At 39.2% G+C, this 25,451-nt stretch carries 19 protein-coding genes and 1 tRNA gene; 9 read left to right on the forward strand and 11 right to left on the reverse strand.

Annotated features, from left to right (window positions below; translation table 11 throughout):
• The first annotated feature begins 22 nt into the window (after positions 1-22).
• A complete protein-coding gene (locus tag V7O62_RS12380; protein ID WP_406656639.1) occupies positions 23-1,051 on the forward strand; it encodes a YbhN family protein in 1,029 nt (342 codons plus the stop codon).
• Positions 1,052-1,097: 46 nt separating this feature from the next.
• On the opposite strand, the gene V7O62_RS12385 is transcribed toward V7O62_RS12380, so the two are convergent.
• Positions 1,098-2,099: a PHP domain-containing protein gene (locus V7O62_RS12385; protein ID WP_406656640.1), complete on the reverse strand. Its 1,002-nt coding sequence runs from the start codon at positions 2,097-2,099 to the stop codon at positions 1,098-1,100.
• Between the two features lie 184 nt (positions 2,100-2,283).
• Between V7O62_RS12385 and V7O62_RS12390 the strand changes: the two genes are divergently transcribed.
• Positions 2,284-3,483: a UDP-N-acetylglucosamine--N-acetylmuramyl-(pentapeptide) pyrophosphoryl-undecaprenol N-acetylglucosamine transferase gene (locus tag V7O62_RS12390; RefSeq protein WP_406656641.1), complete on the forward strand. Its 1,200-nt coding sequence runs from the start codon at positions 2,284-2,286 to the stop codon at positions 3,481-3,483.
• Here the strand turns inward: V7O62_RS12390 and V7O62_RS12395 are convergent.
• Complete coding sequence (locus V7O62_RS12395; protein WP_406656642.1) at positions 3,452-4,093, reverse strand: HAD family hydrolase; 642 nt, start codon at positions 4,091-4,093, stop codon at positions 3,452-3,454. The genes V7O62_RS12390 and V7O62_RS12395 overlap by 32 nt on opposite strands.
• Positions 4,094-4,226: 133 nt before the next feature.
• On the opposite strand from V7O62_RS12395, the gene V7O62_RS12400 reads away from it, so the two are divergent.
• On the forward strand, positions 4,227-4,811 hold the full coding sequence (locus V7O62_RS12400; RefSeq protein WP_406656643.1) for an SOUL family heme-binding protein: 585 nt from the start codon (positions 4,227-4,229) through the stop codon (positions 4,809-4,811).
• The gene (locus V7O62_RS12405; protein ID WP_406656644.1) at positions 4,808-6,187 is read left to right on the forward strand and encodes a cryptochrome/photolyase family protein; all 1,380 of its coding nucleotides are present in this window, start codon (positions 4,808-4,810) and stop codon (positions 6,185-6,187) included. Before V7O62_RS12400 ends, V7O62_RS12405 begins: the two co-directional genes overlap by 4 nt.
• 28 nt (positions 6,188-6,215) lie before the next feature.
• On the opposite strand, the gene V7O62_RS12410 is transcribed toward V7O62_RS12405, so the two are convergent.
• Positions 6,216-6,752: a DUF3267 domain-containing protein gene (locus V7O62_RS12410; protein ID WP_406656646.1), complete on the reverse strand. Its 537-nt coding sequence runs from the start codon at positions 6,750-6,752 to the stop codon at positions 6,216-6,218.
• Between the two features lie 422 nt (positions 6,753-7,174).
• On the opposite strand from V7O62_RS12410, the gene V7O62_RS12415 reads away from it, so the two are divergent.
• Complete coding sequence (locus tag V7O62_RS12415; RefSeq protein ID WP_406656647.1) at positions 7,175-9,649, forward strand: plasma-membrane proton-efflux P-type ATPase; 2,475 nt, start codon at positions 7,175-7,177, stop codon at positions 9,647-9,649.
• Positions 9,650-9,753: 104 nt separating this feature from the next.
• A tRNA-Leu gene (locus tag V7O62_RS12420) sits at positions 9,754-9,841 on the forward strand.
• Positions 9,842-9,896: 55 nt separating this feature from the next.
• Here the strand turns inward: V7O62_RS12420 and V7O62_RS12425 are convergent.
• The 3 genes from V7O62_RS12425 to V7O62_RS12435 all read right to left on the reverse strand — a co-directional run bounded on the left by V7O62_RS12425 (position 9,897) and on the right by V7O62_RS12435 (position 15,210).
• Positions 9,897-13,301, reverse strand: coding sequence for a P-loop NTPase fold protein (locus tag V7O62_RS12425; protein WP_406656648.1), 3,405 nt, complete (start codon positions 13,299-13,301; stop codon positions 9,897-9,899).
• Between the two features lie 449 nt (positions 13,302-13,750).
• A complete protein-coding gene (locus V7O62_RS12430) occupies positions 13,751-13,987 on the reverse strand; it encodes a hypothetical protein (RefSeq protein WP_406656649.1) in 237 nt (78 codons plus the stop codon).
• A gap of 59 nt (positions 13,988-14,046) precedes the next feature.
• Positions 14,047-15,210, reverse strand: coding sequence for a M28 family metallopeptidase (locus V7O62_RS12435; RefSeq protein WP_406656650.1), 1,164 nt, complete (start codon positions 15,208-15,210; stop codon positions 14,047-14,049).
• A 252-nt stretch (positions 15,211-15,462) separates the two neighbouring features.
• Between V7O62_RS12435 and V7O62_RS12440 the strand changes: the two genes are divergently transcribed.
• Positions 15,463-18,645: a response regulator gene (locus tag V7O62_RS12440; RefSeq protein ID WP_406656651.1), complete on the forward strand. Its 3,183-nt coding sequence runs from the start codon at positions 15,463-15,465 to the stop codon at positions 18,643-18,645.
• Positions 18,646-18,988: 343 nt separating this feature from the next.
• Here V7O62_RS12440 and V7O62_RS12445 read toward each other — a convergent pair whose 3' ends face one another.
• The 3 genes from V7O62_RS12445 to V7O62_RS12455 all read right to left on the reverse strand — a co-directional run bounded on the left by V7O62_RS12445 (position 18,989) and on the right by V7O62_RS12455 (position 20,590).
• Positions 18,989-19,510, reverse strand: coding sequence for a GerW family sporulation protein (locus V7O62_RS12445; RefSeq protein ID WP_406656652.1), 522 nt, complete (start codon positions 19,508-19,510; stop codon positions 18,989-18,991).
• 324 nt (positions 19,511-19,834) lie between these two features.
• Entirely contained in the window at positions 19,835-20,296 is a 462-nt protein-coding gene (locus V7O62_RS12450; protein WP_406656653.1) for a hypothetical protein, read from the reverse strand.
• Positions 20,297-20,380: 84 nt separating this feature from the next.
• Positions 20,381-20,590, reverse strand: coding sequence for a hypothetical protein (locus tag V7O62_RS12455; protein WP_406656654.1), 210 nt, complete (start codon positions 20,588-20,590; stop codon positions 20,381-20,383).
• 177 nt (positions 20,591-20,767) lie between these two features.
• Between V7O62_RS12455 and V7O62_RS12460 the strand changes: the two genes are divergently transcribed.
• A complete protein-coding gene (locus tag V7O62_RS12460) occupies positions 20,768-21,085 on the forward strand; it encodes a ferredoxin (RefSeq protein ID WP_406656655.1) in 318 nt (105 codons plus the stop codon).
• 143 nt (positions 21,086-21,228) lie between these two features.
• Here V7O62_RS12460 and V7O62_RS12465 read toward each other — a convergent pair whose 3' ends face one another.
• The gene (locus V7O62_RS12465) at positions 21,229-21,897 is read right to left on the reverse strand and encodes a hypothetical protein (RefSeq protein WP_406656656.1); all 669 of its coding nucleotides are present in this window, start codon (positions 21,895-21,897) and stop codon (positions 21,229-21,231) included.
• A gap of 416 nt (positions 21,898-22,313) precedes the next feature.
• Between V7O62_RS12465 and V7O62_RS12470 the strand changes: the two genes are divergently transcribed.
• Positions 22,314-23,234 (forward strand): cation diffusion facilitator family transporter, encoded by a 921-nt coding sequence (locus V7O62_RS12470; protein WP_406656657.1) that lies wholly within the window; start codon positions 22,314-22,316, stop codon positions 23,232-23,234.
• Positions 23,235-24,233: 999 nt separating this feature from the next.
• On the opposite strand, the gene V7O62_RS12475 is transcribed toward V7O62_RS12470, so the two are convergent.
• Positions 24,234-25,343 carry a C39 family peptidase gene (locus V7O62_RS12475; protein WP_406656658.1) on the reverse strand — a complete coding sequence of 370 codons (1,110 nt, stop codon included), beginning with the start codon at positions 25,341-25,343 and terminating at the stop codon, positions 24,234-24,236.
• Positions 25,344-25,451 lie beyond the last annotated feature (108 nt).

The raw sequence follows: 25,451 nt of genomic DNA on the forward strand, positions 1-25,451 counted from the left end.
AATTTAATTGCGAAGGCTGCAGATGAAACAGTTATCAAAATTATTAACACTAACTCTTGGGATAAGTTTCATTTCCGTTCTCATTATATTCGTGTTTGTCTGGGATCAGCAGACCCTGGATATAATCCTCGGGATGAAAATGGAGTACATATTTGCCGCTCTGTTGTTACACTTACTTTCCTTCGTAGTATGGGGACTTCGAACCAGCTCTATGTCAAAGGCCCTTGGATATAATGTAAAATTTATCGATTCGCTGGAGATAGTTTCATCAAGTGTCTTCCTTGCCTCGATCACTCCGTCATCAGCCGGAGGCGAGCCATTGAGGGTGCATCTTCTCAGTAAAAGGTACATGCCCCTGGGAAAAGCAACTTCGGTAGTTGTAACTGAAAGATTGCTTGATGCTATAGTAATATTGATAGCTGCTCCGATAGCAGTATATTTCCTGCGTGGAAGGATGAACAATCCAGGAATCGATATCCTTCTGCTGGCAGGAGTTGTGACTATACTTGGCGTAATACTCTTGCTGATGTATTCCGTCAAGAGACCGGGGAAACTGGTAAATATCATTCACATGTTTTCCGGTCTTTTTGTCAGGATCACCGGTAAAAGCGAACTGGTAAAAAATCTGCCCCAACGGGTAGAAAAGGAGATCGGGCACTTTAATGAATGCAGTTACACTTTCATAAATGAAGGTAGGAGTGGTTTATTCTATGGAATGTTATTAACCGTTCTATTCTGGGTACTGGAATTCTCACTGATCCCTGTTCTCTTACTGGGTCTGGGCTCACAACCTTTCTTCCTGTATGCTTTTGCGACCCAGGTACTGTTGTTCATTCTCCTGATCGTACCGGCAACTCCCGGCTCAAGCGGTATAGCAGAATTCGGGGCTACAACCCTGTTCTCCACATTTGTACCTGCCTATATGCTTGGTGTTCTCGTTATCATATGGAGGGCTTTTACTTTCTACATAAACCTCCTCATAGGTGGCCTGGTAAGTTTCAAGATACTCCATGACAGTGATCTTATGGGAGAAATTCTTAACAGGCAGTGAATCATAGAAAATAAAAAAAGAGTTTCCTGATTTGGATATCAATATCTCAGACATTAACCATTTTACCGATCCTGGAAACCTGGGGCTGTTTTGAAAGCATATAAAGGAAAACCGGCAATCCTGATCTTGATACCAGTTGCATCGCGTTCATTGCCGCACTGTTGAATCTGTGGTGATGGTTAAGTCCGTATTTGTCTAGGAGATCCACAATTCTGTCTATCTTTCCCACGCCGGTAGTAAATCCCATCTCTTCGCGTATATCCTTCTCCATGCTGAATACCAGTTCGATCCAGGCACTCATCTCTCCTGTCAGGTGTTTCCATATAGGTTCGTCTATTACCATATAAGAGCGGCCTTTACTGATATTGGTGAAATATTCGCGGAAATCGTCTCCCTTTGCAATGGTATGAACTTTTCCGATGCTTCCTGTGTGGCTATCAGTTGTGACTACCATTCCCTTCCCATAGCGTTGTGCAAGGACCATTGAAAACAGGTTTTTCTGTTTCAGATCCTGCATATTATACTCTATAACCGGGAAGTTCTTTGCAAGTTCAGGTACTGCAAGGATATTAGGCCTGTCTCCCAGCTGGAACCAGAATGGGTGATTGTACATGTAAGGGAGATCATTGCTCTTGAAATAATCTATCAGGCTGTAGATATTGTTCTCTTTTCTTGCCAGCTGGTTGAATTCCTTGTATTGTTGCTTATCAAACTCAAAAACATTGATATGTACTGTGTGGCCAACATTTTCCTGGTCGTTAATGGAGAGCTCTACACCTGTTGTAAGATCATTTCTGTTCCATCCCATCAGGTCATAGGCCTTTACAGTATCATGGTCTGTAAAAGTTATGAAATCAAGCCCTCTCGATTTCCCTTTGTTGAAGAGATTTTCAGGATGCATTGACCTTGCAGGAGGGACATCGTAGGAACAGCAGGTATGTACGTGCAGGTCTGCCCTGTGCCACCCGTTTTCTAAAAGTTTGGCTGTCCTTTCAGAGGAAATAATCTTCTGTTTGCTGATGTCTGGTCTCTGGAACAAGGTTATCACGCTTTTCAGATTGTTATAGTACTCCGAGCTTCATGTGATATATAAAAAAGTGCCAGATAAATATTTAATCTCTATATAATATAGTTATCTCTAATATATATACATTCTAAAGAGAAATATATTATTTAGTGTTATCTTAATCTACCCCTCATAGGAATATATGCGACATGAACATATAAGATAAATGGCGGAAAAAATCATGGATGTTATTCTTTTCACATGTGGTGAAGGCCTTGGCCACACCGGCAGAAGTATTACTCTTGGCAGGGAGCTAATGTCTGCAGGTCACACTGTACATTTCGGAGCCTACGGCTACTCAAAGGAACTGATTGAAAAATCAGGATACACTGTCTGTGAGATTCCGCAGGAGCTAAAACTCGTGGGCAAAGAAGGTTCTCTGAATCTTGAAGCTTCCATAAGGCACACAATCAAAAGCATGTCTCTGCGCAATATTCTCTCGGTGTTCAGGCTTGTCAGAGAAAAAGATCCGGATATCATAGTGTCTGATGGTTATTATCTTGGTATACTGGCTGCCAGGTTAAAGAAAATTGGTACCTGCATGATCGTTAACCAGTCTAACATGGAGGAATTCTTTCAGAGCAAAGGTTCGGCAGTCGGGGTTCTTGGTATTTTTGTCAGGAGATTCTATCATTTCATCTACCACACAGTTGATCGTATAGTAGTCCCGGATTTTCCGGAGCCTTATACTGTATGTGCTCGCAACCTTGCATTTCCTCAGGATATCCGAAAAAAGATGACATTTAGCGGTCCACTTGTCAGAAAAAGGTTCAGCGAGGTGGAAGCACCCGATATGGCCAGTCCGCATGTGTTGTGCACAATCGGAGGTTTCGGCTACAGGCGAGAAATATTTGATAAAATCCTGGTAGCCGCAAAGATGGATCATCGCATAAACTATACTCTTATAGCAGGTCCCAGTCTGGATATTGGCGAATTGGGGGAAATACCTGAAAACGTGAACATCTGCAGTTTCATAGCCGATCCTTTCCCGTACTACAAAGCAAGCGACCTCGTAATCTCTGCAGGGGGACATGGCACTCTTATGGAAACACTGAGTTTCGGATTACCGCTTTTCTCATTCCCGGACCAGGGTCATAATGAACAGGAGAATAATGCTCAGGTTGTGGATAACAGGGGATATGGCAGGAGGCTTGATTATTCAGTTTCAGCTCAAGAATTGCTTTCAATGATATGCGAGGTAGTCTTTGAAGGCAAATTCGGAGAAAATACCGCAGAGTTGAGAAAACAGGCTGAATCTCTCTATGGTCCTGCATCTGTCAGGAAATTGCTGGAGAGCATTTGTACCGAAACCAGCAAAAAATGCAATCTGGAAGTTACTCCAACGTTTCCTTCAGATAGGCTATAAGTTCCTCATGGTTCTTCAGAACCAGGTTGGCATGCTCCAGCTGTGTGCTGTCCACATAGGTCGGTAAACCTATACAGAAAAGCCCGGCACTCTTTGCAGCTTCAACCCCCAGTGGTGCGTTTTCCACAACAATGCAATTTTCTTTGCGTACTCCGAGTTCTTCAACGGCTTTATTGTATGGATCGGGATTGGGTTTTCCCTGGATACCATCACTTCCGCTGACCATTACGTTGAAAGTATCCGGAAAAAATCTGCCCATCATTTTTTCCACGGCACTCCGGTCAGAACCTGAAACAACGGCAAGGAGTAAATCATTTTTAAGATTTTGGAGGCAGGTGTCCATGCCATCGAATACCTTCACATCGTCGACATTGAAAAGCTCATGTTTTCTGGCCGGGACAGAGTTGAAAATCCCGTCATCTATCTCTTTGTCCAGACTTTTAGTTACCATTTCGACAATACCTTTATCGTTGGCTCCTTCCATGCCATATATTTCCCTCTCGTCAAAATCAATCCCTGCTTCAGCAAAGGCTGTTTTCCATGCATGTGCGTGCAGGTGCATGGAGTCCACAAGTACGCCATCAACGTCAAAGATCAAAGCTTCGATCATGTGTATGGAAACGAGCATAATATATATAAATATTTTTAAAAGCTTATTTTGCATTTGGACTATATAGATGCAGTTTTATTTCGGAATTAAGTGAAATCTAAACACCTTTAAGCTCCAAATGCGTTTTATTATTATGGAGAGGAAGGAGGTTATTTTTGGAATCCTGGCCATTGTAGGCGTATTAATTGTAATCTGGTTCCTTGCGGGAGTAATGGTATCGATGAGTTCAGAGAAGGTGGATTATGTTATTTTGGAAGAGCTGGAGGACGATGTAGAAATAAGGCAGTACGGCGATCTTGCGCTAATTACAATTACATCTGATGGTACAAACTCTGCTTTTTCGGCACTTGCAAGCTATATATCAGGCAATAACAATGAGAATGTCGAAATCAGTATGACGGCACCTGTGTTTTCTGACCAGGGAAAAGGTGCTGTGAACATGTCCTTTGTGCTTCCTGAAGAATACAATTCAAAAGACATACCTGTGCCGGAAAATAGTAATATTGGTACTTCCAGGTTACCTCCACGGAAAGTTGCAACGATAACTTTTTCAGGATATGTCAGTGATTCAAGTTATGAGGAACACAGGGCAGAGCTTGACAGGGTACTCGATGAGCATGGTATCAAAACCAAAGGAGACTATTTTCTGATGAGATATGATCCTCCCTGGATCCCTTCTGTGCTGATGAGAAACGAGGTTGCAATTGAGGTACAATGATGTCGGAATTTCGAAGATCACTTTTTGTTTTCAGGCGGGACCTACGTATTGAGGATAATACTGCTCTTATGAAAGCAATAGATTCTTCGCAAAAAGTCATACCATGCTTTATATTCGATCCGCGACTTGCGAATCCTGAGAGGGAGAACTTCAATGACAATGCTTTTCAGTTCCTGCTGGAATCCCTTGAAGATCTCAGGAGCCAGCTGGAGAGTAAAGGTGGACGTTTGTATATGTTTTCAGGTATGCCGGAAGATGTCATTGGCATGCTCGCGGATGAAATTGGAATAGATGCTGTTTTTCTGAATGAGGATTACACTCCTTTTAGCAGACAAAGAGACGAGTCAATCAGGAATGTATGTAATAATATGAATGTCAGGCTGCTGCAATTCCATGATTGCCTTCTGAATGAGCCTGCTACTGTATTCACGCAGAAAGGAAAACCTTATTCTGTTTTTTCTCAGTTTTACCATGCAGCTTCTGCCAATTTAGTTCCTGTGCCTTCCACGATGGTGGAAAGCAATTTTTATACCGAAGACCTTGGTCTGGAAGAAATTACTGATATTGATAGATTGCTGAATGTACGGAATGACTGTATATTCACTCATGGGGGAAGGTATAACGCCCTGAAGGTACTGGAGAATATTTCGCGGTTTAAGGATTACGATTATGAAAGGGATTATCCGTCAGTTAACGGAACTACTGGACTTTCGGCACATAATAAACTGGGAACTATTTCTATCAGGGAGTTCTATCATATTGTGAAAGATGAACTGGGCGCCGGACATTCCCTGATAAGGGAACTTTACTGGCGTGATTTCTTCACCTACATCGCATATCATTATCCATATGTGTTCAAGTGTGCCTTCAAAGAGAAATTTGAGAAGATATCCTGGGACTACAACATGCCGGCTTTTGGAGAATGGTGTTCGGGTAATACAGGTTTTCCTATTGTTGATGCCGGTATGAGGGAACTCAATTCCACCGGCTATATGCATAACCGCGTGAGAATGATTGTTGCATCATTTTTGGTTAAAGATCTTCATCTTGACTGGCGCTGGGGAGAAAGATATTTTGCGAGCAAACTGGTGGATTATGATCCCTGTGTGAACAACGGAAACTGGCAATGGGCAGCTTCCACAGGGGCAGATTCACAACCTTTCTTCCGTATATTCAATCCCTGGCTGCAGCAAAGAAAGTATGATCCTCAATGCGAATACATCAAGAAATGGGTACCTGAACTTGCAGGAGTTAACCCAAAAATCATCCATGCCCTTGAAAAGACCGAATTGCCCGATGATACGGGATACCGTCAACCAATGGTGGATCATTCTCTTGAAAGGGCAAGGTCTCTTGTGATATTCAGGTCTGTGTGATATTTTTATAATTGCGTGGAGGATTATTTCATTTTTTCCAGTAGGTCCTTAAACCGTTGCTTGTCAGGTATGATCCATTGGGCACCTGTGTTACTATCGTTATGAATGTCAGTATATCCACTGAAGATGCCATGGAGTTTATAATTATCAGGATCAGCACCAAAGGGGACAACAAGCTAAGAATTCCAAGTATGGGCGGCACTATTAATGAAATAACTACAAAAGGCATTATTGTAATCAGTAGATATCTCCATTTTGGGATCTCTTCTTCTGAATAAACGTATCCTCCCATAAGGGTCATGCCAACGCATGTCTTCTCTGAAGATGCAAAATGCGGTACAAATATTAAATGCAGCAGTTCATGTACCAGCAAAAGCACAATTAAACCTGCAATTATCTGCAGATTGATGGTTATCTGGAATCCTTCCTGGCTGATGCCAAGATCTGAGAGCACCATTGGCCGGAACAAACCGAACACGGCAATTGCCAGTAGTGTATTGAGGGCCATCAGGGGCAGTGAAACAACTATTGAGGTCACAAGATTTTGAGGCTCTTTAAGTTGCATCCAGTTGTCTTCAATTAATAAATCATGCCTTTGCTGGCTGTACGTAGGAATTTTGCTGCTTATCTTAATGATAATGCCTTCATTTTTAGTTCATTTTATCCATGGTAGTGAATAATCGACCACAGTTCCATTTTCCTGTTATATAAGGCTATGGAAGCTATGGAAAAGTGTTCTTCCTGCCTTGTTTTATCTTTTGGATAAATGTGTGCCTGTAAGTATGATTATAGTATTCTGACAGTACTACTGTACAGGTTCTAAACGATAGATGCTAATTACTTATGGAGGTTCCCGGACAATTTTCATGAATAACTGAAAGTGATTTTGCTTTAGTAATTTCATTTCCAAAGGCATTTAATGCTGGAGGAAAAACTTTACTTGTACGGAATTGGCAGTTTGTATTGTGTGAGTGTGGGTGTTGCTTTATGGCAGATGATGCTGGGGACATGAGTAGTAAAGACCAGGGTAAGAAAGAGAAATTCGGCAGTGAAACTTCGGTAGATGAGGTAATGGATAAACTCTCTTCATCCCCTGATGGTCTTACTGCTTCCGAAGCTCAGGAGAGAATTCAAAAATATGGTTATAATGAGATCGTCGAGAAAAAGGTAAGTCCTCTTCGAAGGTTCCTTGGTTATTTCTGGGGTCCCATTCCCTGGATGATAGAAATTGCTATAATTCTTTCTGCAATTATACAGAGCTGGGATGACCTGATCATCATATTCGTGCTTCTATTAATTAATGCTGTTGTGGGTTTCTGGCAGGAAAATAAGGCTGACAATGCCATCGAACTTTTGAAAAAGCGAATGGCCCTAAATGCTAGGGTTAAGCGTGATGACAAGTGGACAGAATCACCTGCACGTGAACTGGTTCCGGGGGATATTGTGCGTTTGCGTCTTGGGGATATCGTTCCTGCTGATGTCAAGTTGATAAAAGGCGATTATTTGCAGATTGATGAGTCTGCATTAACCGGCGAGTCTCTACCTGTGGAGAAACACGTTTCGGATGTAGCATACTCCGGGTCGATAATCCAGAAAGGTGAGATGAATGCTCTTGTTGTTTCGACAGGCATGGATACTTACTTTGGCAAAACAACACGTCTGGTGGCAGAAGCCAAGACTGTAAGCCATTTCCAGAAAGCCGTTATGAAAATAGGGGATTACCTTATAGTCCTTGCAGTTTTTGCAATTGTTCTTATTTTCATGGTGGCTCTTTACCGTCAGGAGAGTATGCTGACAACTCTCCAATTTGCACTTGTTTTGACGGTTGCAGCTATTCCCGCTGCACTGCCTGCCGTATTGTCCGTATCAATGGCAGTGGGAGCTACTGATCTTTCCAAGAAGGAGGCTATCGTAAGCAAACCGGTTGCTATAGAGGAAATGGCAGGTATGGATGTGCTGTGTTCTGATAAGACCGGTACTATTACCCAGAATAAGCTGACACTTGCCGATGTTGTGTCTTTCGGGGATTTTTCGGATACTGATGTATATCTTGGTGGCCTGCTGGCCTCGAGGAAAGAAGACCATGATCCAATAGATACTGCGATAATATCCGGGGTTAAAGGTATGGAGGACGTCGGAGGAAGGAGTTCAAAATACAAAGTTCTTGAATTCAAGCCTTTTGATCCGGTTATAAAACGTGCCCAGGTCACAGTAGAAGATAGTAATGGCAAACACTTCCAGTTTGCAAAGGGAGCGCCTCAGGTTATACTTGAGATGTCCTCCAATAAAGATGCTATTAGCGATGAATTGAATACCGTTGTGGAAAAATTCGCATCTGAAGGACATAGAGCACTCGGAGTTGCAGGCACGGATGAGAATGGGACCTGGAGGATGCTTGGTATACTGGCTCTGTATGATCCTCCGTATGATGACTCTGCTGAAACCATCAAGAAAGCCCAGTCCCTGGGAGTAAAGATCAAGATGGTTACCGGTGATCACATTGCCATTGCAAAGGAGATTGCGGGTCAGGTTAATCTGGGAAAACATATCATTGCAGCTTCAAAAATACTTCATATGTCTGACAATAAAGCAATGAGTATTGTTGAGAATGCTGATGGTTTTGCACAGGTGTTCCCGGAACATAAGTACCATATTGTAGAGCTGTTGCAGAATAACGATCACATTGTTGGTATGACGGGTGATGGGGTAAATGATGCTCCTGCCCTTAAAAAAGCGAATGCCGGTATTGCTGTTGCAGGTGCTACGGATGCAGCTAAATCTGCAGCAGATATCGTTTTTACCAAACCCGGTCTTTCGGTTATTGTGGATGCTGTTCGTGAGAGCAGGATAATATTCCAGAGAATGAAAAGCTACTCTGTCTACCGTGTTTCAGAAACTGTAAACATAGTGTTCTTTATCGCTCTCTCTATCGTGGTTTTCAATTTATACCCAATAACAGCCTTCATGATTGTGTTGCTGGCACTACTTAATGATGGTCCCATAATGGCTATTGCATATGATAATGTGAAACCTTCTCCTTTTCCCGATAAATGGAATATGAGAAGTATCATAACCATGGCTACTTTTCTGGGATTCATAAGTGTATTCTTTTCTTTCCTAATTCTCTATCTGGGAGAGACTGTGCTCAGCCTTAGCCAGGGTGAGATCCAATCGTTTATTTTCCTCAAGCTGGCCGTAGCCGGTCACCTGACGATTTTCCTGGCTCGCACAAGGGGACCTTTCTGGTCCATAAAGCCTGGAGGGCTTCTCTTATGGTCTGCTGTCGCAACAAAGCTATTTGCAACCCTGATTGTGGTATATGGTCTCTACATAACTCCAATAGGCTGGGAATTGGCCATTTTCGTGTGGGTCTACTCTCTAGTAGCTTTTGTGATAACTGATTTCCTGAAAGTGCGCTTCTATAAAGTTCTGGATCATAAAGGACTGATTTTCCATCGTTGATGATCCAGAAATTATCATTTTTTAATCACAAATATATCCTGAATTATCTGTAGAGCGCGTAATATTAATAAATAACAAATCCGTTTACAGTGCTGTTCGAAAATGCGGGGGTTGCCCAGCCTGGCCAAAGGCGCAGGGCTTAGGACCCTGTCTCGTAGGAGTTCGTGCGTTCGAATCGCACCTCCCGCACCATTTTTATGCATGTTGTTATCAAGGAAAACTCAATCTGCTAAAGCCTTACTGATGTTTACTCTATTTCTTCTTGAGATTCCGATTTTTGTTCTATGATTTCAATATTGAATTTATGAGCAAGTCGTTTTAGAATATCTTTTTTGTTATCATCTTCTTGGGCTTCATAAAGATTCATAAGTGGTTCTGATTCGGCATCAGAGATGTAACTATCTGGAATAAAATCTCTAGATTTATCAATATTCAGGATTATATCCAATATTTCTAAACAATCAAAATTACCATTGCTTTCAACTGCTTCTGCAAATGAAGTTTGTAGTTTTGTCTTTTCACTATTGAACAAAGTCTGATAGTCAAAAAAACCATGATTATATTCACAGAACTCTTTTGTAACAACAAAATCATTATCTAACAACAATTTAGTGATTTTATCTTTGTAACGCTTTTGAAAACTTTCTCCTAGTAGATTCACAAGATCAATCCATTTTTCTTTATGCCAATCATCCACCCTGTTTTCATCTTTACTCCACCGTTGAGCAAATCCAAAAATTGTACCTAAATAAGCATTTTCAAGTGAAAAGTCCGATTTTTTATTTTTTATTTCTAGAGCTAGTAGTATTGGGTTTTTATTATCAATAAAACACGTATCCCACCCTTTCTGATCTATTTTTTTCATAGGTATTGTAAGGATACGAACAATATCATTGTCTTTTGATTTTCTCAAAATTGAATTAAGTGCTTCAGCATACTTAAAAACGTCTAAGTTAGAAGTGGTTTTAATCTCCTTTTCTACATCCGAATTTTCAATGAATTGCGTTACTAATCTGTCCTGCATATCAATGTCTGTTATCATTTCTATAACAGTTTGCAACTTCGTTAGTGCACCAGGACAATTGAACAATTCTAAAATATTATCCTCAAGAGCAAAATGTATAATTCCAATAACAAGTTGATTTTTTTTGTTTTCAGCCATGTCCCATACGAGATCAAGCTTATTATATTTTTTTAGAAGTATTAGCATTTCGATTGCATTAGGTTCATTATTTGTCAACCAAATAGTCCGCATTAATTGCACCCCATCCATCGAATTCACAACATTTGGAATATCAATATCATGCAGTCCGTTTTTAAAGAAATATGCCATTAGAAAAGCTGAATAGATATTTACTTCATTATTTTGTTGCGTTTGAACAAAATTATGGAATTGGCCACTCCGAAGAATTCGTTCAATTACTTTGTGAGAAGCTTGATCATGTATAGTAAGTAATAGCAAAATCTCAGGTATTTCCTTCGAACTTTGATCATTTACTGAACCATTATTTTTTGATAGGTGATTTTGACATGCAGTAGCAACTTCTTCCCAACCAGTAATTCCTGAGTGAATACAATATGATAAAAGTTCTTTTGTTCCAGACAGTACTGTACCCTCAGCTGTTTTAACCTCTTCAACTATAAGTTGGGTAGGCGTCATCCATAGATATGCAGGTATTTCCTCTAAATTCGCTGCTTTGGCCCACTTAATCCACTGCTCAATGCCAATTTTTGAAGATGTATATGATTTTGGAGTATCTCCTAGGCTTTCAACAATATTTTTCAGGAACTTTACATTATCTTCGAAATTAAAATCTTCCTCTCCTTTAATTTTTGATTCTAAGGTTACTATAACAACATTCCATATTTTTTCAAGAAAAATGCTGTCCGAATTCATTTTTATGATGGGCAAATAGTCTTCAATCTTTCCATCTTCAGGAAGAGATGGTATTTCTTTTGCAAAAGATTCCTTTATTTTCAATCTAAACCTGTCACATTCAGATTCATACTTTTCCCATAAGCCATCATAAACTGCTTTTGAATAATTAAACGAATCACTTGTTACAAGTATATTGTTTATATGATAATCAAATACTGACCAAAATCCATCTTGGTGGACTTCTGCTATATGTTTCAATTCCCTACCATCTGCACTTAACAAAGCTTTTTCAATTTCCGGTTCAAGAAGTAGTTGGTTCCCTTTTTCCGGCTTAACTCCAAAAATAATCCCTGCTAGATGTTTACTACATTCCGGTGGTAAAAAGTCTTTATGTTTAGGTAAAGGTAAGACATTTTTTATCAAATCATTTTTGATTGATCCTGTCGAAGAACCTTTTATATATTTATATATTGAATAATATGCAACGCTTTTTATAGGGATTTCTTTGCCGACATGCAACTTAAGTATTCCTACCTGATTGATGTAGTTTTTAATTTGACGAGGGGTTGGAGTATCACCAAGATTTTGACGTGTCAATTTCAATATTTCTAATACTTCTTTTTTTTCGTTATCCTCCCAACCTTCAAACGCTTTATTCAGCATATCTTTTGTGAAATTTTCCCATCCCGTAAAGATTGGTTCAGGAACTTCAACACGAATTTGAAAACATTTATCGAAAAACGATTTTGCACAAGACCCCAATTTAGGTTCTATGGAATCAGCTTCTAAATATTTCCCATTATCCCAGAGCTTAGAAAGTCCATACATATCATAAGGAACAATAATCCAAATATTCTCGTAGAACTGGCAACCTGATTTTGAAGGGTTTCTCTGTTGAAGAAAGGTTTGTAGGGTTGACCAAATTTTCAATGAATCTTCTGCATCAATACGATCAAGATTGTCAACAACAATTAGCAGTTTGCTAGATTTCTTATTGCGAAAAACTTCAGATAATATATCTCTAAAATATTTCTCAAATTCCACGGAAGAACGCTCTTCTTCTTCAGATATTTCTTGTGTAGTAGTGATTTCACTATTGCTTTCTAAAAAAACCCAGTTATCTGACTTAAGCATATCTTTCCATTTGCCCTTGAAAATCTCTCTCCATGTATATTCATCACGTTTTTTTAAATGGAACGCATTTAATGCAAGTACCCACAATGGCATGAGCGACAAGAAAGTTCCAATCAAAAAAAACCATTGTGGGTTTCCGTTCCAATACAAAGATAATTGTAGAATATCGGCTCCAGAAACAAGACCTGCACCCAAAGGCACAAATAGAACCGAAAATGCGAGCAATTTTCCGAGATTTGTTCCATGTTGTTTTGTAGTTGTTTCCGTCTTACGCTTGCGATTTGAAATTTCTTTTTCTAAATCTTTAAGCTTTTGTGATCCTGTATTTAATTGAGAAATAAAAGATTCCAAAAATATCCTTCGTAAATGGTCACCTTCATGCGCCCATGCGTCAAAATAAAAATAGTGGAACAATTCAGGCTCTTTTTCCATTTTTCTTTTTAAGATTGAAACGACTGTTGACTTTCCTGAACCCCATGATCCCTCTATTCCAATTGTAAAGCCACTATCACTTTTTTTAATTAATTTGTATAGTGTCTCAGCTACATTTTCATGAGTTTTATCTTCAAAAAAATCGATATCAACAATTTCATCTGCAAGTAAATTAAATTCATAATTATTTATTTTTTTTTCGCTCATATCTTATCCCTTGATTGTACCGATTTTTTGAAAGATTGTCACATATGAATGTAATATTTTTCATACATCTTTTTCTACAATAATCAACTTCATTCTTTTGCACAGTATGTTTTACAATACTATTATTTTTTCGATAAGATTTTGATAAAAATATTAAAATATTCCTCTAATTTAAATTAACAGTATATAATAAATATGTCATGCAAACAGACTCAGAAGCTCACTAATTACTCCAAAAAACAAGAAAAAGAGTAAAGTGACAAGTATCCTGAGGATAGGCACATTTTGAAAATTCACGCTCGCTTGTCTCTTAGGTGCGACCCCTCCCAGCGTCAAGTCGGCAAGTGCGTAAAAGCCTTGCATTTCTAAGTTGCAGATTAGTCCTATTCAAACATTGACCGTGCTGTATTTCTTCGAAAAGCATCACTCCAAAAAATGCTGGTGCGTCACTATATCTGCAGGCAGCCACAGTCACGCAGGATCAGTAAACACCAGCTCAATGTCAGGTTCAGCGTAATCCAGTCGATACCTAGCAGAGTTAACAAAAAAAATTTGCTTCTGTCAAAAGCGGTAATTGGTGCGAGTTCTCTAACTCTTCGATCTGCAGCTAACTCACCAACTGCTTGATAAAGGTCCGCTCTTAAGATACATTTTTTGACATAGTTAAATTCCTTGTATGCATACATATAAAGACTTTATATCTGTCTTTGTAAATTGTTTGTGTTGAAAAAAATATCTGAAAATTTTATTCCCAATCCAGTTTCAGAAGAATACCAATTAAGTCTCCAGACAAGCGATTAAGCAAACTAGTATCCACATTTGCTAAGACATCTTTTGAAGTATGAGTTACATTTATCGCTTCTTCAAACAGGTTGCTTGAGGTTGCTGCAATACAGGGGATGCCCTGAAAAGCAAATATTGCATGATCTCCTGCATACCAATCCATTCCCTTCACTACATCATCATTTATGCCACTTAAATTATCATTGACTCTATCCTCTTCAATATTGTAAAATGACAGTGCATTCTTTGAGTCACGATATCCGGGAGAATCAATGTTTATAACTAATTTGACTTTTTTTTCGTTATCCTTCAAATAGTCAAGATATTTCAATTGGCCGCTTACGCCGAAGTACTCTTCCCCATTGAAAGGCACGATATGGATATTAGATCTTGTTTTTACGTCTTCCAGCCTCTTAGCGATCTGCAACAGGGTATATAGTCCACTTGCATTATCCAGGGCGCCGTCTGTCCCATACTTGGTATCCATGTGTGCACAGATAATTATGGTTTCATCTGATGTGCCTCTCTTCTGCAAAATCAATTGTTCTGTCTCTCGCTCTTCAACACTTGAATCAATGGTAATTTCAATATCTTTTGTAAGGTCAAGTTTGTCTAAATCCAATTCATTTGACGCATAGCAGGATGGGATACTGAAATTTCCATCTTCAAAGAAAGGATACGGGTCAAGGCCTGACATCTGGTGTTTTCCTGTAAGAGTTAAAATACAAGCTGGATTTGATTTCTCTACCAATTCATAGAATTTCTTATTCTCATCCGGGAAATAGAATGGGAAATCTTTAGGCATCAGTGGAATCTGTGTAATCTCATCTTTTAACACAAGAATATTATTTTCAATTTCACTGTTTTCCAAATCCAGGATTTTTGAACAAACGATTAGTCTTCCCTTTCCGTTATAATTTCTTGAAAATGGGCTTGTTAAGAGCTCATGCCTGATGTCACCTTGTCCTATTGATGAGATTCCTTTTTTCCAGTATTGGCATTTAATTGGTAAAGAGATTAGGTCGTAATTACAATCCGCAAACTCGCTTTTAATTAATTCCAGAATATGGTTATTACTATGGCTTCCAATTGGTCTTTCTATGGATAAATCTGCCATTTCAATCATATCGCACACTTCCTCAGGTAGCATTTTTCTTTCTGTAACTTTTCTTTTAAATATTTTCCAGTATGACTATTTCCATACATCATCATATCTTCGGCAGTTTCTTCAACCATTCCCTCTCTCCTTTTAGCATGTATATTCTCCTGGTTGCAAGCTAGATATTTCCCGGGGAGACATCCGCTATCAGTAAGTATATATATTTTCCACGATTCATTGTAACTGTTACACAATCAGTTCTCAGAGGTGAAATCCGGAATGAATTGTGGTGAAAAAAATTCTGCAAACCCCCATCATAGTCGGTATGATAGCCTTTTAGAGCAAATTCTAAATTATAGTCCTGTAGTTGTTTTTTTGTGGAAAGCCGAAGACGGATGGCCCGTTGAATATGTTTCTGAGAACGTCTCACAGTTCGGTTATTCTCCAGATGATTTTCTGTCAATGAACGTTATTTTTGAAAATATTATCTATCCCGATGACATGGAAAGAGTTGCTTTGGAAGTTCAAACATATTCAGAAAAGGGAATAGGTGATTTTTCCCAGGAATATCGTATTCTCACCGCTGATGGAAATGTCAGGTGGATAGATGACCGTACGGTTATTAAAAGAAATGATAATGGTGAGATTACTCATTATCAGGGAACAATTTTGGATATTACTGCCAGAAAAGAAGCTGAAGACGCACTCCAACAAAATGAAGAAAGATACAGGCAGGCGTATAATTTTGTTCAGGGGATAATCGAAAGCCCTGAAAACGTTGTAATATTCGCTCTTGATAAGGAATACAGGTATCTTGCTTTCAACAAAAACCATGAAGCTACAATGGAGCATATATGGAATGCCAGTATCGAGGTTGGTGTCAATATGCTTAGCTATATAAAAGACCCTGTAGACCGGGAAAAGGCAAAAGCAAACTTTGATCGTGTACTTGCAGGTGAAGCTTTCACAATGATTGAAGAATATGGGGATTCTTCACTCAACAGGCAATGGTATGAGAATGTTTACAGTCCTCTCAAGGACGACAAAGGAAATGTCGTCGGGCTTTCACTCTTCCTGTCAAACATCACTGAGCGCAAAAAAGCAGATCAGGAACTCCGGGAGAACAGGACATTACTCCAATCCATAATCAATTTGATTCCCGGAACCCTTAATGTAGTAGATACTGAATATAATATCATTGCCCATAATAATGCTGATTTCAGGTTAAAAATGGCAAATTGTGCTTCTTCTAATGACCTCCTTGGGAAAAAATGTTACGAAGTATTCATGCAAAGGGAATCTCCCTGTCCCTGGTGCAAAATAGGGGAGGCTCTCTCAACGGGGAGAACAATAATTGAAACAACAACCCCTGCTGATATACGTGAAATAAGAACCGGGAAGGCATTTCAGATTTTTGTTTCTCCCATAAAAGACGATTCAGGCAATACAATGGGTGTTGTGGAATACGGAGTAGACATAACAGAAATCAGAAATGCAAAACTGGATGCTGAAGCTGCAAACAAAGCCAAGTCAGAGTTTCTTGCTAATATGTCTCATGAGATCCGAACTCCCATGAATGGAGTTATCGGTATGACTGGTTTGCTTCTCGATACCCAACTAACCGGTGAGCAACGGCATTATGCAGAAACTGTACAACTTAGCGGGGAATCCTTGCTTTCGATTCTCAATGATATTCTGGACTTTTCAAAAATCGAAGCTGGTAAGCTAGAACTTGAAACGGTGGATTTCAATCTGCATAATCTGATTGATGATTTTGCTGCTATGCTTTCCAGCAAGGCTCATGAGAAAGAACTGGAATTTATCTGTGCAGCTTCGCCGGATGTACCTGCCTATGTCACGGGCGATCCGGGACGTTTGCAGCAGGTACTGATGAACCTGGCTGGTAATGCAGTCAAATTCACACATAAGGGCGAAGTTGTAGTACATGTGAGTCTTGAGTCTGAAACTGATTCCGAAGTACTCTTACGTTTCTCTGTCCGTGATACCGGTGTTGGCATCCCGAAAGATAAAAAAAATCTTCTCTTTGGCAAGTTTTACCAGGTAGATACATCAACTACAAGAAGGTTTGGAGGCACAGGACTTGGTCTTGCCATCTCAAAACAGCTTGTGGAAATGATGGATGGTGAGATTGGTGTGGAAAGTGTAGAGAACAAAGGTTCAGAGTTCTGGTTTAAGATTAAATTTGTCAAGCAGTCGAATACTGGTCACAGGGACGTTGCCTCTGCAGAAATTTATGATGCTCGCATCCTTGTAGTTGATGATAATGCCACAAATCGTGAGATACTTTACAAGCAGTTATCTTCATGGGGTGCAAAAGTTAGAGATGTAGGGAATGGGTCGATGGCATTACAGGCCTTGTACCGTGCACAGGAAGATAATGAACCGTTCGAGGTAGTTATTCTGGACATGCAAATGCCTGGCATGGATGGGGAATCTGTGGCAAAGATAATCAAATCAGATGAAAGAATTAAGGATACTGCTTTGTTGTTGCTAAGTTCCTTGGGCCAAAACCTCAACCCGCAAAATGTCAAAGAGAGGTACTTTGAAGCCCATCTTACCAAGCCTGTAAGACATCAGGAACTACTTGATGTGTTGTCCGGTGTATTGGGGATGGAAGAAAAACGACAGAACTTGCAGAAACATTTGAAAACTCTTTCAACTTCAGTCTCATATCATAAGAATTTGAGGATATTACTTGCTGAAGACAATATAGTCAATCAGAAGGTAGCTCGAGGCATGCTGCAAAAAATAGGCTGTCGTGTTGACACTGTGGCAAACGGGGAAGAGGCTATAAAAGCACTGGAGATGTTACCATATGATATGGTTTTCATGGATGTGCAGATGCCGGAAATGGATGGATTTGTGGCTACAGAGCATATACGGGATTCACAATCTTTTGTTCTTGATCATGAGATCCCCATCATTGCAATGACTGCACATGCAATGAAAGGAGATAAAGAACGCTGCCTTCAAGCCGGTATGGATGATTATATAGCTAAGCCTGTTTCATTAAATTCACTCATGGAATTAATGATCAAATGGCAGAATATTTTGAAAAAAGATAAAGGAAGGGATACTTTACTAGTAGAAGAACCAGTTAATCTGGCAGACATGCAGATATTTGATAAATCAGCACTTCTTGAGAGGGTAATGGATGATGAGAGTCTTGCCAGGCGATTAATTTCAATTTTCCTTGAGGATACTCCAAAACAGGTAAAATCTCTTAGAGAATGCATAGAGAACGGAAAAACTGACAAAGTAAGCTGGTATGCACACAGGATAAAAGGTTCATCAGCTAGTATCGGAGGAATGGCTCTGAGCACTGTTGCTGCTGAGTTGGATAAAGCGGGGAAGGAAAACCGATTGGATGAAATAGCCCTGATCCTGCCAGAACTTGAAAAACAGTATGATTTATTGGTTCAGGAGTTAACGAATATTTGACAGTTTTTCGTCCATTGTAAACTTTATTACATTATGCTTTTGTTTTTATGTATCTGTGAATACTTGGTTTCAGAAGCAAAAAATCTGAATTAATCACAGATTCTGCGGTTGTGCAGATCATAATAAACCTATTATCCCTGTGATATTAAGGCAGGTTCTAGCTAGTGGTAAGAAGGCTGCTATACACTTGAGTTGCCATAAGAATCTGGCATAATGCCTAAGAAAAAAGAGAATAAGTCCTTCGTACAACACAGGCTTTCAGTGGAGGAACCACTGAATGCCATGGAACTATAACCTGTTAAATTTCTGTAGTGGAAATATGGGTAAGTTTTTTTATCTTGAGTTACTTTGACGATCCTTCCCAATTACCCTCTGTTTCTTCTTCTGCAACCTCTGTGAGCTCTTCTGCTTCTTCAAGTTCGGCTTCTTCCTTCATTGCCTCTCTTTTTTCTTTGATTTTTTTGCCTGCTTCCTCTGACTTGATTTTGACCTTTTCAGCAATTTCGTTGCTTGCTTCTCTGGCTCTCTCCATGGCTTCAGGAAGCTTACTTGCTACTTCAGGGATTAGGTCTATTACGCTGCTGTACCTATGTTTCCCTGTTATGCTTAGCAACCGGACATCTTCGTCTGCTATGACTACAAAAGCTATGGGTTCCATATTGACACCCGTGTATCCGCCACCTGCAAAGCCATGGCTCGTTTCTTTTTTACGTTCTCCGCCAGCGCTTCCGTACCCTGCAGACATTTTAATTACAGGCATTACTGTTTTCCCTGCCCATGTAAAAGGTTCTCCGAGCAAGGTTTTTGAATTTATTATACTTTCATTCTCGTCTGTGATTTCCTTCATTAAATCTTCTATACCCATATAACTCCTCCCCGATATGGATTACAGACGTTTTTGTCTATATCTGATATATGTGTCTTATAGTTTAAAAGTGAATCCGAAAAATCAATAATTTATTTAATATGTATCAGCAACACTGGATTGCTGCTTTTTGATATTGAGTTCTATCTCTACCTCCCCATAATTGGCATAAAAATCTTGGCTGATTCCAAACCTTCTGCTATGGGATATCGCTATTTAATACAGTCTTATTCTCGAACTGAACAATGGCCTAAAAAATTGAATCGTTTTTAGCCTGAAGTCTAAAACCAGAGGAAAAATGTTCCCATTACTTGCACAAATTGCTTATGAATCTGCAGGTACTACTTGAGTTTCATCTTCTCCATCGGTTTCGTTATCCATCATTTCTTCGTCATCCATGGTTTCGTTTTCATCATCCATTTCTTCGTCTTCACCTTCTACATCCTCTTCGGCATCCGTGGTATCTTCTTCAATGTCTTCTTCCTCATCTTCTATGCCTTCTTCGACATCTGTGGCACCTTCGTCTATATCTTCTTCAGTCTCTGAGGCATCCTCTTCTATGTCTTCTTCAGTTTCTGAAGCACCTTCTTCTATGTCTTCTTCAGCTTCTGAGGCATCCTCTTCTATGTCTTGTTCGGCGTCTGAGACATCTTCTTCAATGTCTTCTTCGGTTGTCGGTTCTGTAGTTGGCTCTGTCGGTTGATCCTCAGTATCTGTTGTTGTACATCCAATAGCCAGGAATACAGCCAACAGCACTGCGAACAGTATTATCAGTTGCTTTCTCATAAATTAACCCCCTTATAGTACTGATTTTTATGTTGCTGCTAACTTTCACAGTGATTTTGTCACTGCAAAGATGTATGAATTTGTTCAGATGACCATGTTCCCGGTTCCCTGAACACTTGGAATATCATCCGAATTTTCGGCTACTGCCTCAAAAGATTCTTCAAATCCAAGATCATCATCCTCCACTCCCGGTTCGTCGTCATCTTCTATTGTATCGTCGCTTTCGGGATTTGTGCATCCGATGGTCAAAAACATACCTATCAGTACTGCGAATGTTAACAATGCTCTCCGCATTAGTTTACCCCCGTATCTAAAGTGTATGTTAATCGTATGTTATAAGTCTTTTTACTCAAGTATGCCGTATATGGTTTCCTATTTTAATTTTTGATACAAGTAAAGAATGCCATCTACTCTTCTTGAAAAGCATATCCAATGGTGAAAAAAGATTACAAGGGTACAATATGCTTGATTATGTTTTTAACAAGTACTATTGTTATCGAAAATGACTTATTTGTGCAGAATATACAATCTTATTATATCGTATATGGGGGGTTAAATATAGCTGATAATACTAACAAAGTTCCTGAGAGTTCCTTTGGTCCATATTATGTTGACGAGGAATGTATAGGATGTGAGCTGTGCGTGGATACTGCTCCTAAAAATTTCAAAATGACTGACGATGGCACACATGCCTATGTTCACAAGCAGCCGGAAAACGATTCAGAAAAAGAAATGTGTGACGAAGCACTAGCAAGCTGTCCGGTTGATGCTATCGGAAACGATGGCTGAAATCTCTTTTTTTTCTTTAATATCTAGTAAAATAGTATATATTACCGGTATCTGAAAATGATGAAAAGTAAGGAGGCAGGGAGCACTTGTAGAAAGCTGCCATTCTCCTTGCAACCATCATTCAGAGCACATTAATGATTATCTTATGCGTCTGATGGTACTACTACCACATCCTCACTTGTGTTATCTTCTCCAGTATCTGTTTCTCCGGTGGAGGTGACTACAGTTACCATACCTTCAAAGGACGTGTCTTCTTCAGATCCGTATGTAAATGTTCCTGCTTCCTCAAATGTATAGCTGTATGATTCACCGGACTGAAGTTCTCCTGAGTTGAAGACACCTTCATCATCATTAATAGTGTGTGCTCTATCGTCTTCATTTGTCCAGGTAACAGTGTCGCCAACGGTGATCTGGACATCAAAAGGATCAAAGCCGTCTTCAGTGATGGTAACTTCTTCACCTTCCAGTGTATCGTTGACCATCATCTCTTCATCATCCACGGACTCATTATCTACTGTCATATTTTCTTCATCATCCATGGATTCATTATCTTCCGTCATGTTTTCTTCATCATCCATGGATTCATTATCTTCCGTCATGTTTTCTTCATCATCCATGGATTCATTATCTTCTGTCATGTTTTCTTCATCATCCATGGACTCATTATCCTCTTCCACCATGTCTTCTTCACTAGTTTGGTCTTCAGTTGTTTGATTCTCAGTTGGTTGGTCCTGAGTATCTGTAGATGTACATCCAATAGCAAGGAATACAGCTAGCAGTACTGCGAACAATATTATCAATTGCTTTCTCACAAATTAACCCCCTTCTTTATACTGATAGCGTGAATTTCTATCTATATTATATCTCATCGCTACTTTCGGGACTAGCATATTCGATGATCAAAGCACACTTGTCAGTATTACAAATATTCATAATGCTCTTTGCATTAGTTTACTCCCGCACGAAGGTGTATGTTAATCGTATGTTATAAGTCTTTTTATCCAATCAAGTCACATGTGGCCCTGCAATCTGTTTTTTGTATAAGTAAAGAAACCTCTCCCAAATTGCATGTGATCCGGACGAAAAAGAGATTGAAATGGAACAATATGGTGGATTTTGCTCTTGTCAAGTTCTATGATACTGCAAATGACCTATTTGTAGCTTTTAAGATAAGCAGTATGATTTACACGGTATCCAAAGAGTATATAGTAAACTTCCCTGATATCTAATGGTGGTGGAATATGTGGATATTGAGCGTTCATTAAAATTTGCAATTCTGCTGATCTTTGGATTTTTCATCGTGGAAGTGGCCGGAGGGTTCTTATCAGGATCTTTGTCTTTATTAAGTGATGCAGGACACATGTTAAGGGATGTGTTTTCGCTAATAGTATCCTTTGGTGCAATCAAAATTTCAAGGAGTTTAGAACCAACCATTACTCGAACTTTTGGTTATCATAGGGTGGAGATATTTGCTGCTTTGATAAATGGTTTTTTACTAATAGGAATTGGATTATGGGTGATAGCGGAAGCATATCAAAGGTTCCTCGCACCCAGGTCGGTTGAGAGTGGACTAATGCTTATTGTTGCATTGATGGGTCTGGTAGTGAACGTTTATGTAGCCCTGATGCTACGTGGAAGCCATGATCTGAACGTTCAAAGTGCGTTCTTACATGTTCTCACGGATACCCTATCCTCAGTTGCCGTTATTGTTGCGTCTCTCTGGATATATTTCACCGGGCAGGTAATAGTTGATCCTGTCCTTAGTGTAATAATAGCTCTTTTCATAATGTTGACTTCAATTCCTGTAATCAGGGAAAGTCTTCGGATATTGCTGGAGTTCGTCCCGAAGGATATCAACGTAGAAGATGTGATATCCGATATAGAAAACACTGAAGGTGTGGAAGGTGTGCACCATGTGCATCTATGGAGTCTGAGCTCGCAGGTGAATGCTCTGAACGCTCACATATTTACTCTTGAAAAGGATATGGCTGAAGTAGAAAACTTAAAGAAAATACTGAAACAGAAACTTAAAAAATATGATGTCAGACATGCAAATCTTGAATTCGAGTTCGAGGAATGTTCCATAAAAGATTACACATGTCCTACATTTTTATCCGATCCAACAAAGGAAACCGGTTTTGAAAAATAATGGGAAATGATATGAATCAATTTTTTGTTGTTTGCTTTTAAGGTGAGATCAACTCAAAGTTTCTTATGTATGGAAAATCATGTTTAAATGCGTCAGCTGCCTCGCTCTTATTATTTGCATGTACCGGTACTTCTCTCAGTATCTTATTATTTTCATCTTCCCAAAATCTTACCCAATACAATTGTATCCCCCCATAGTTCTCCGGTATTTAATATTCTACATCATAAAATGACTTCTTTAGTGCAACTACAGTTGCTATCGTATTCGTTTCACTCCATTGATTATTCATATCTTAACCCCCCATTAAAGATCAGGTGCCTTTTAGCGCTTTGATCTACAAATTAGAGAACTAAATTTATTATATTTAAAAATATCTTGGATGAATTTCACATCAGAGTTTAATTTAATGCCAGAAGAAATTATACCTTAAATATATTGAAAAATGTATGAGGTTTTGCAATGCATGGGTGTGATATAGGACTGTGCATTATATGATTAAATCATCTCCATTGTTTGATTAGCACGAGTTCTATATATTTTCCAGTGGAAATAAAGGGGTAGTAAATAATCTATTGATTTTATTTTTTAAGTTTAATATAAATAGGCGTCGCTAACATTCGGTGTGTTTTGCTTTCTGACATGCTGGATATTTTCATGAAATATTTGCCTCTTCATCATGTATTGTCTTCGGAAAGTTGCTTCTTTCATCACTAAAATAATCCTTCTTTATTTTGTAAAAAAGGAGAATAGATGCCAGTGTGACTGAGATGCTATTGGCGATGATGAGTGCAAAATCGTTTATCGATACTCCGTGGAACAGCCACAGCATCATTCCTGTGGTGGAACACAAAAGCAATAGTAGTTAACGTTCCTGCTATGTAGCCTATCATGGGTAATCTCTGATGTTTATTTTTCTAAAATTGCCTGTCCTTCCAGCTATTCTTTGGATTAAAAGCTATGTATTTCAAGAATAAGATATATACTGCAGTTACCATCCGGTCAGTATGAGGGTATGTATAATTCTATCGATAAAGAGTCTATTTCCTGCTTATTCTCGTCAAGCAATGTCAATACGAAACAATAATCGTCATCCGAGATTTTTTCAAGTTGATTCGAGTAATTAATTCCTTTTGAGATGGTTTCACGGCTTTCCACGTTTACATCTGTAGAGAAAAAGAAACCTTCTACAGTATTTCCTGAATTTTTGTTTATTGCTTTACTGACAACTGTGTAGTTCTTCTGTTCAGGGGTGGGATTTGCAACCGTAAAGTACAGGGACATGGCATCTCTGACAGATGTTTTTCTCTCGACGGATATCTCTCCTTTCCGAACGAAGTGGTATCCGTTATCATGTTTGCCATCGAAACGCAAAAGTCCGACATCGTTAGCATTGAAACGATCTGTGAAGCACACATAACTATAGTTGTTGTCACTATTATCTATGAGATATATAGATCCTTCAGGACTACTTTCAGGTGCATCCTCCATAATCTCTATTGTAAATGCCATGTTTGTGGGCGTTATATTTCTGACAAGCTTTTCGTTGAAATCATGCCATGTGACCGGTGCTGCAATATGTTCCTCTCCGGTTTTAAAGAAGTCTTCTGTTATGGCACCACTTGGATCTGTCAGGTATATGTACTCTTCATCATAACCAACTGCGATAACGGCATGCCCTTCTTTTGTCCCTTCTGAATTCGGATACTGGAAAGCCAGCAAAACAGGTTGTCTTCTGTCTACATTGTTCCTTATCATAGAATTGAAATTATCCACATCGAAATTGCCAATATTGTATCCCCACAGTGTTCTTTTTGTTTTGACTGACCAGTTTTCCATGAAATAATCTTCTAGTGAATTATCAAAAAAATCATACTGTCCTTCGAAAGTTTCGTTATGTCCTGAATTGAAGTATGAAGCTATTTCCCATGGCTCCACCTGTCTGTTATTGTAATTTAGCATCATTGAAAAGCAGGCATAAATACACCAGCTGGTGTCTCCCTGGTCGTAGTAAGGCACAGGCAAGGTTATTCTGGCAGCATTTTGATTCTCCGGGTTAGCAGACAATCTTCCTATATCGCCTGTTGCTACTACATTGCATAAAATCAGCATTATGCAGAGCATTTTGACCATAAACGGCAGGTCAATTCTTCGAATAATGACACAGTCCCCCTGTTAACTCATACTCCTTTTCAGACCACACTGCAATTTCAGACTTAT

It is taken from the genome of Methanolobus sp. ZRKC2 (assembly GCF_045291185.1).
In the GTDB taxonomy this organism is placed as follows: Archaea; Halobacteriota; Methanosarcinia; order Methanosarcinales; family Methanosarcinaceae; genus Methanolobus.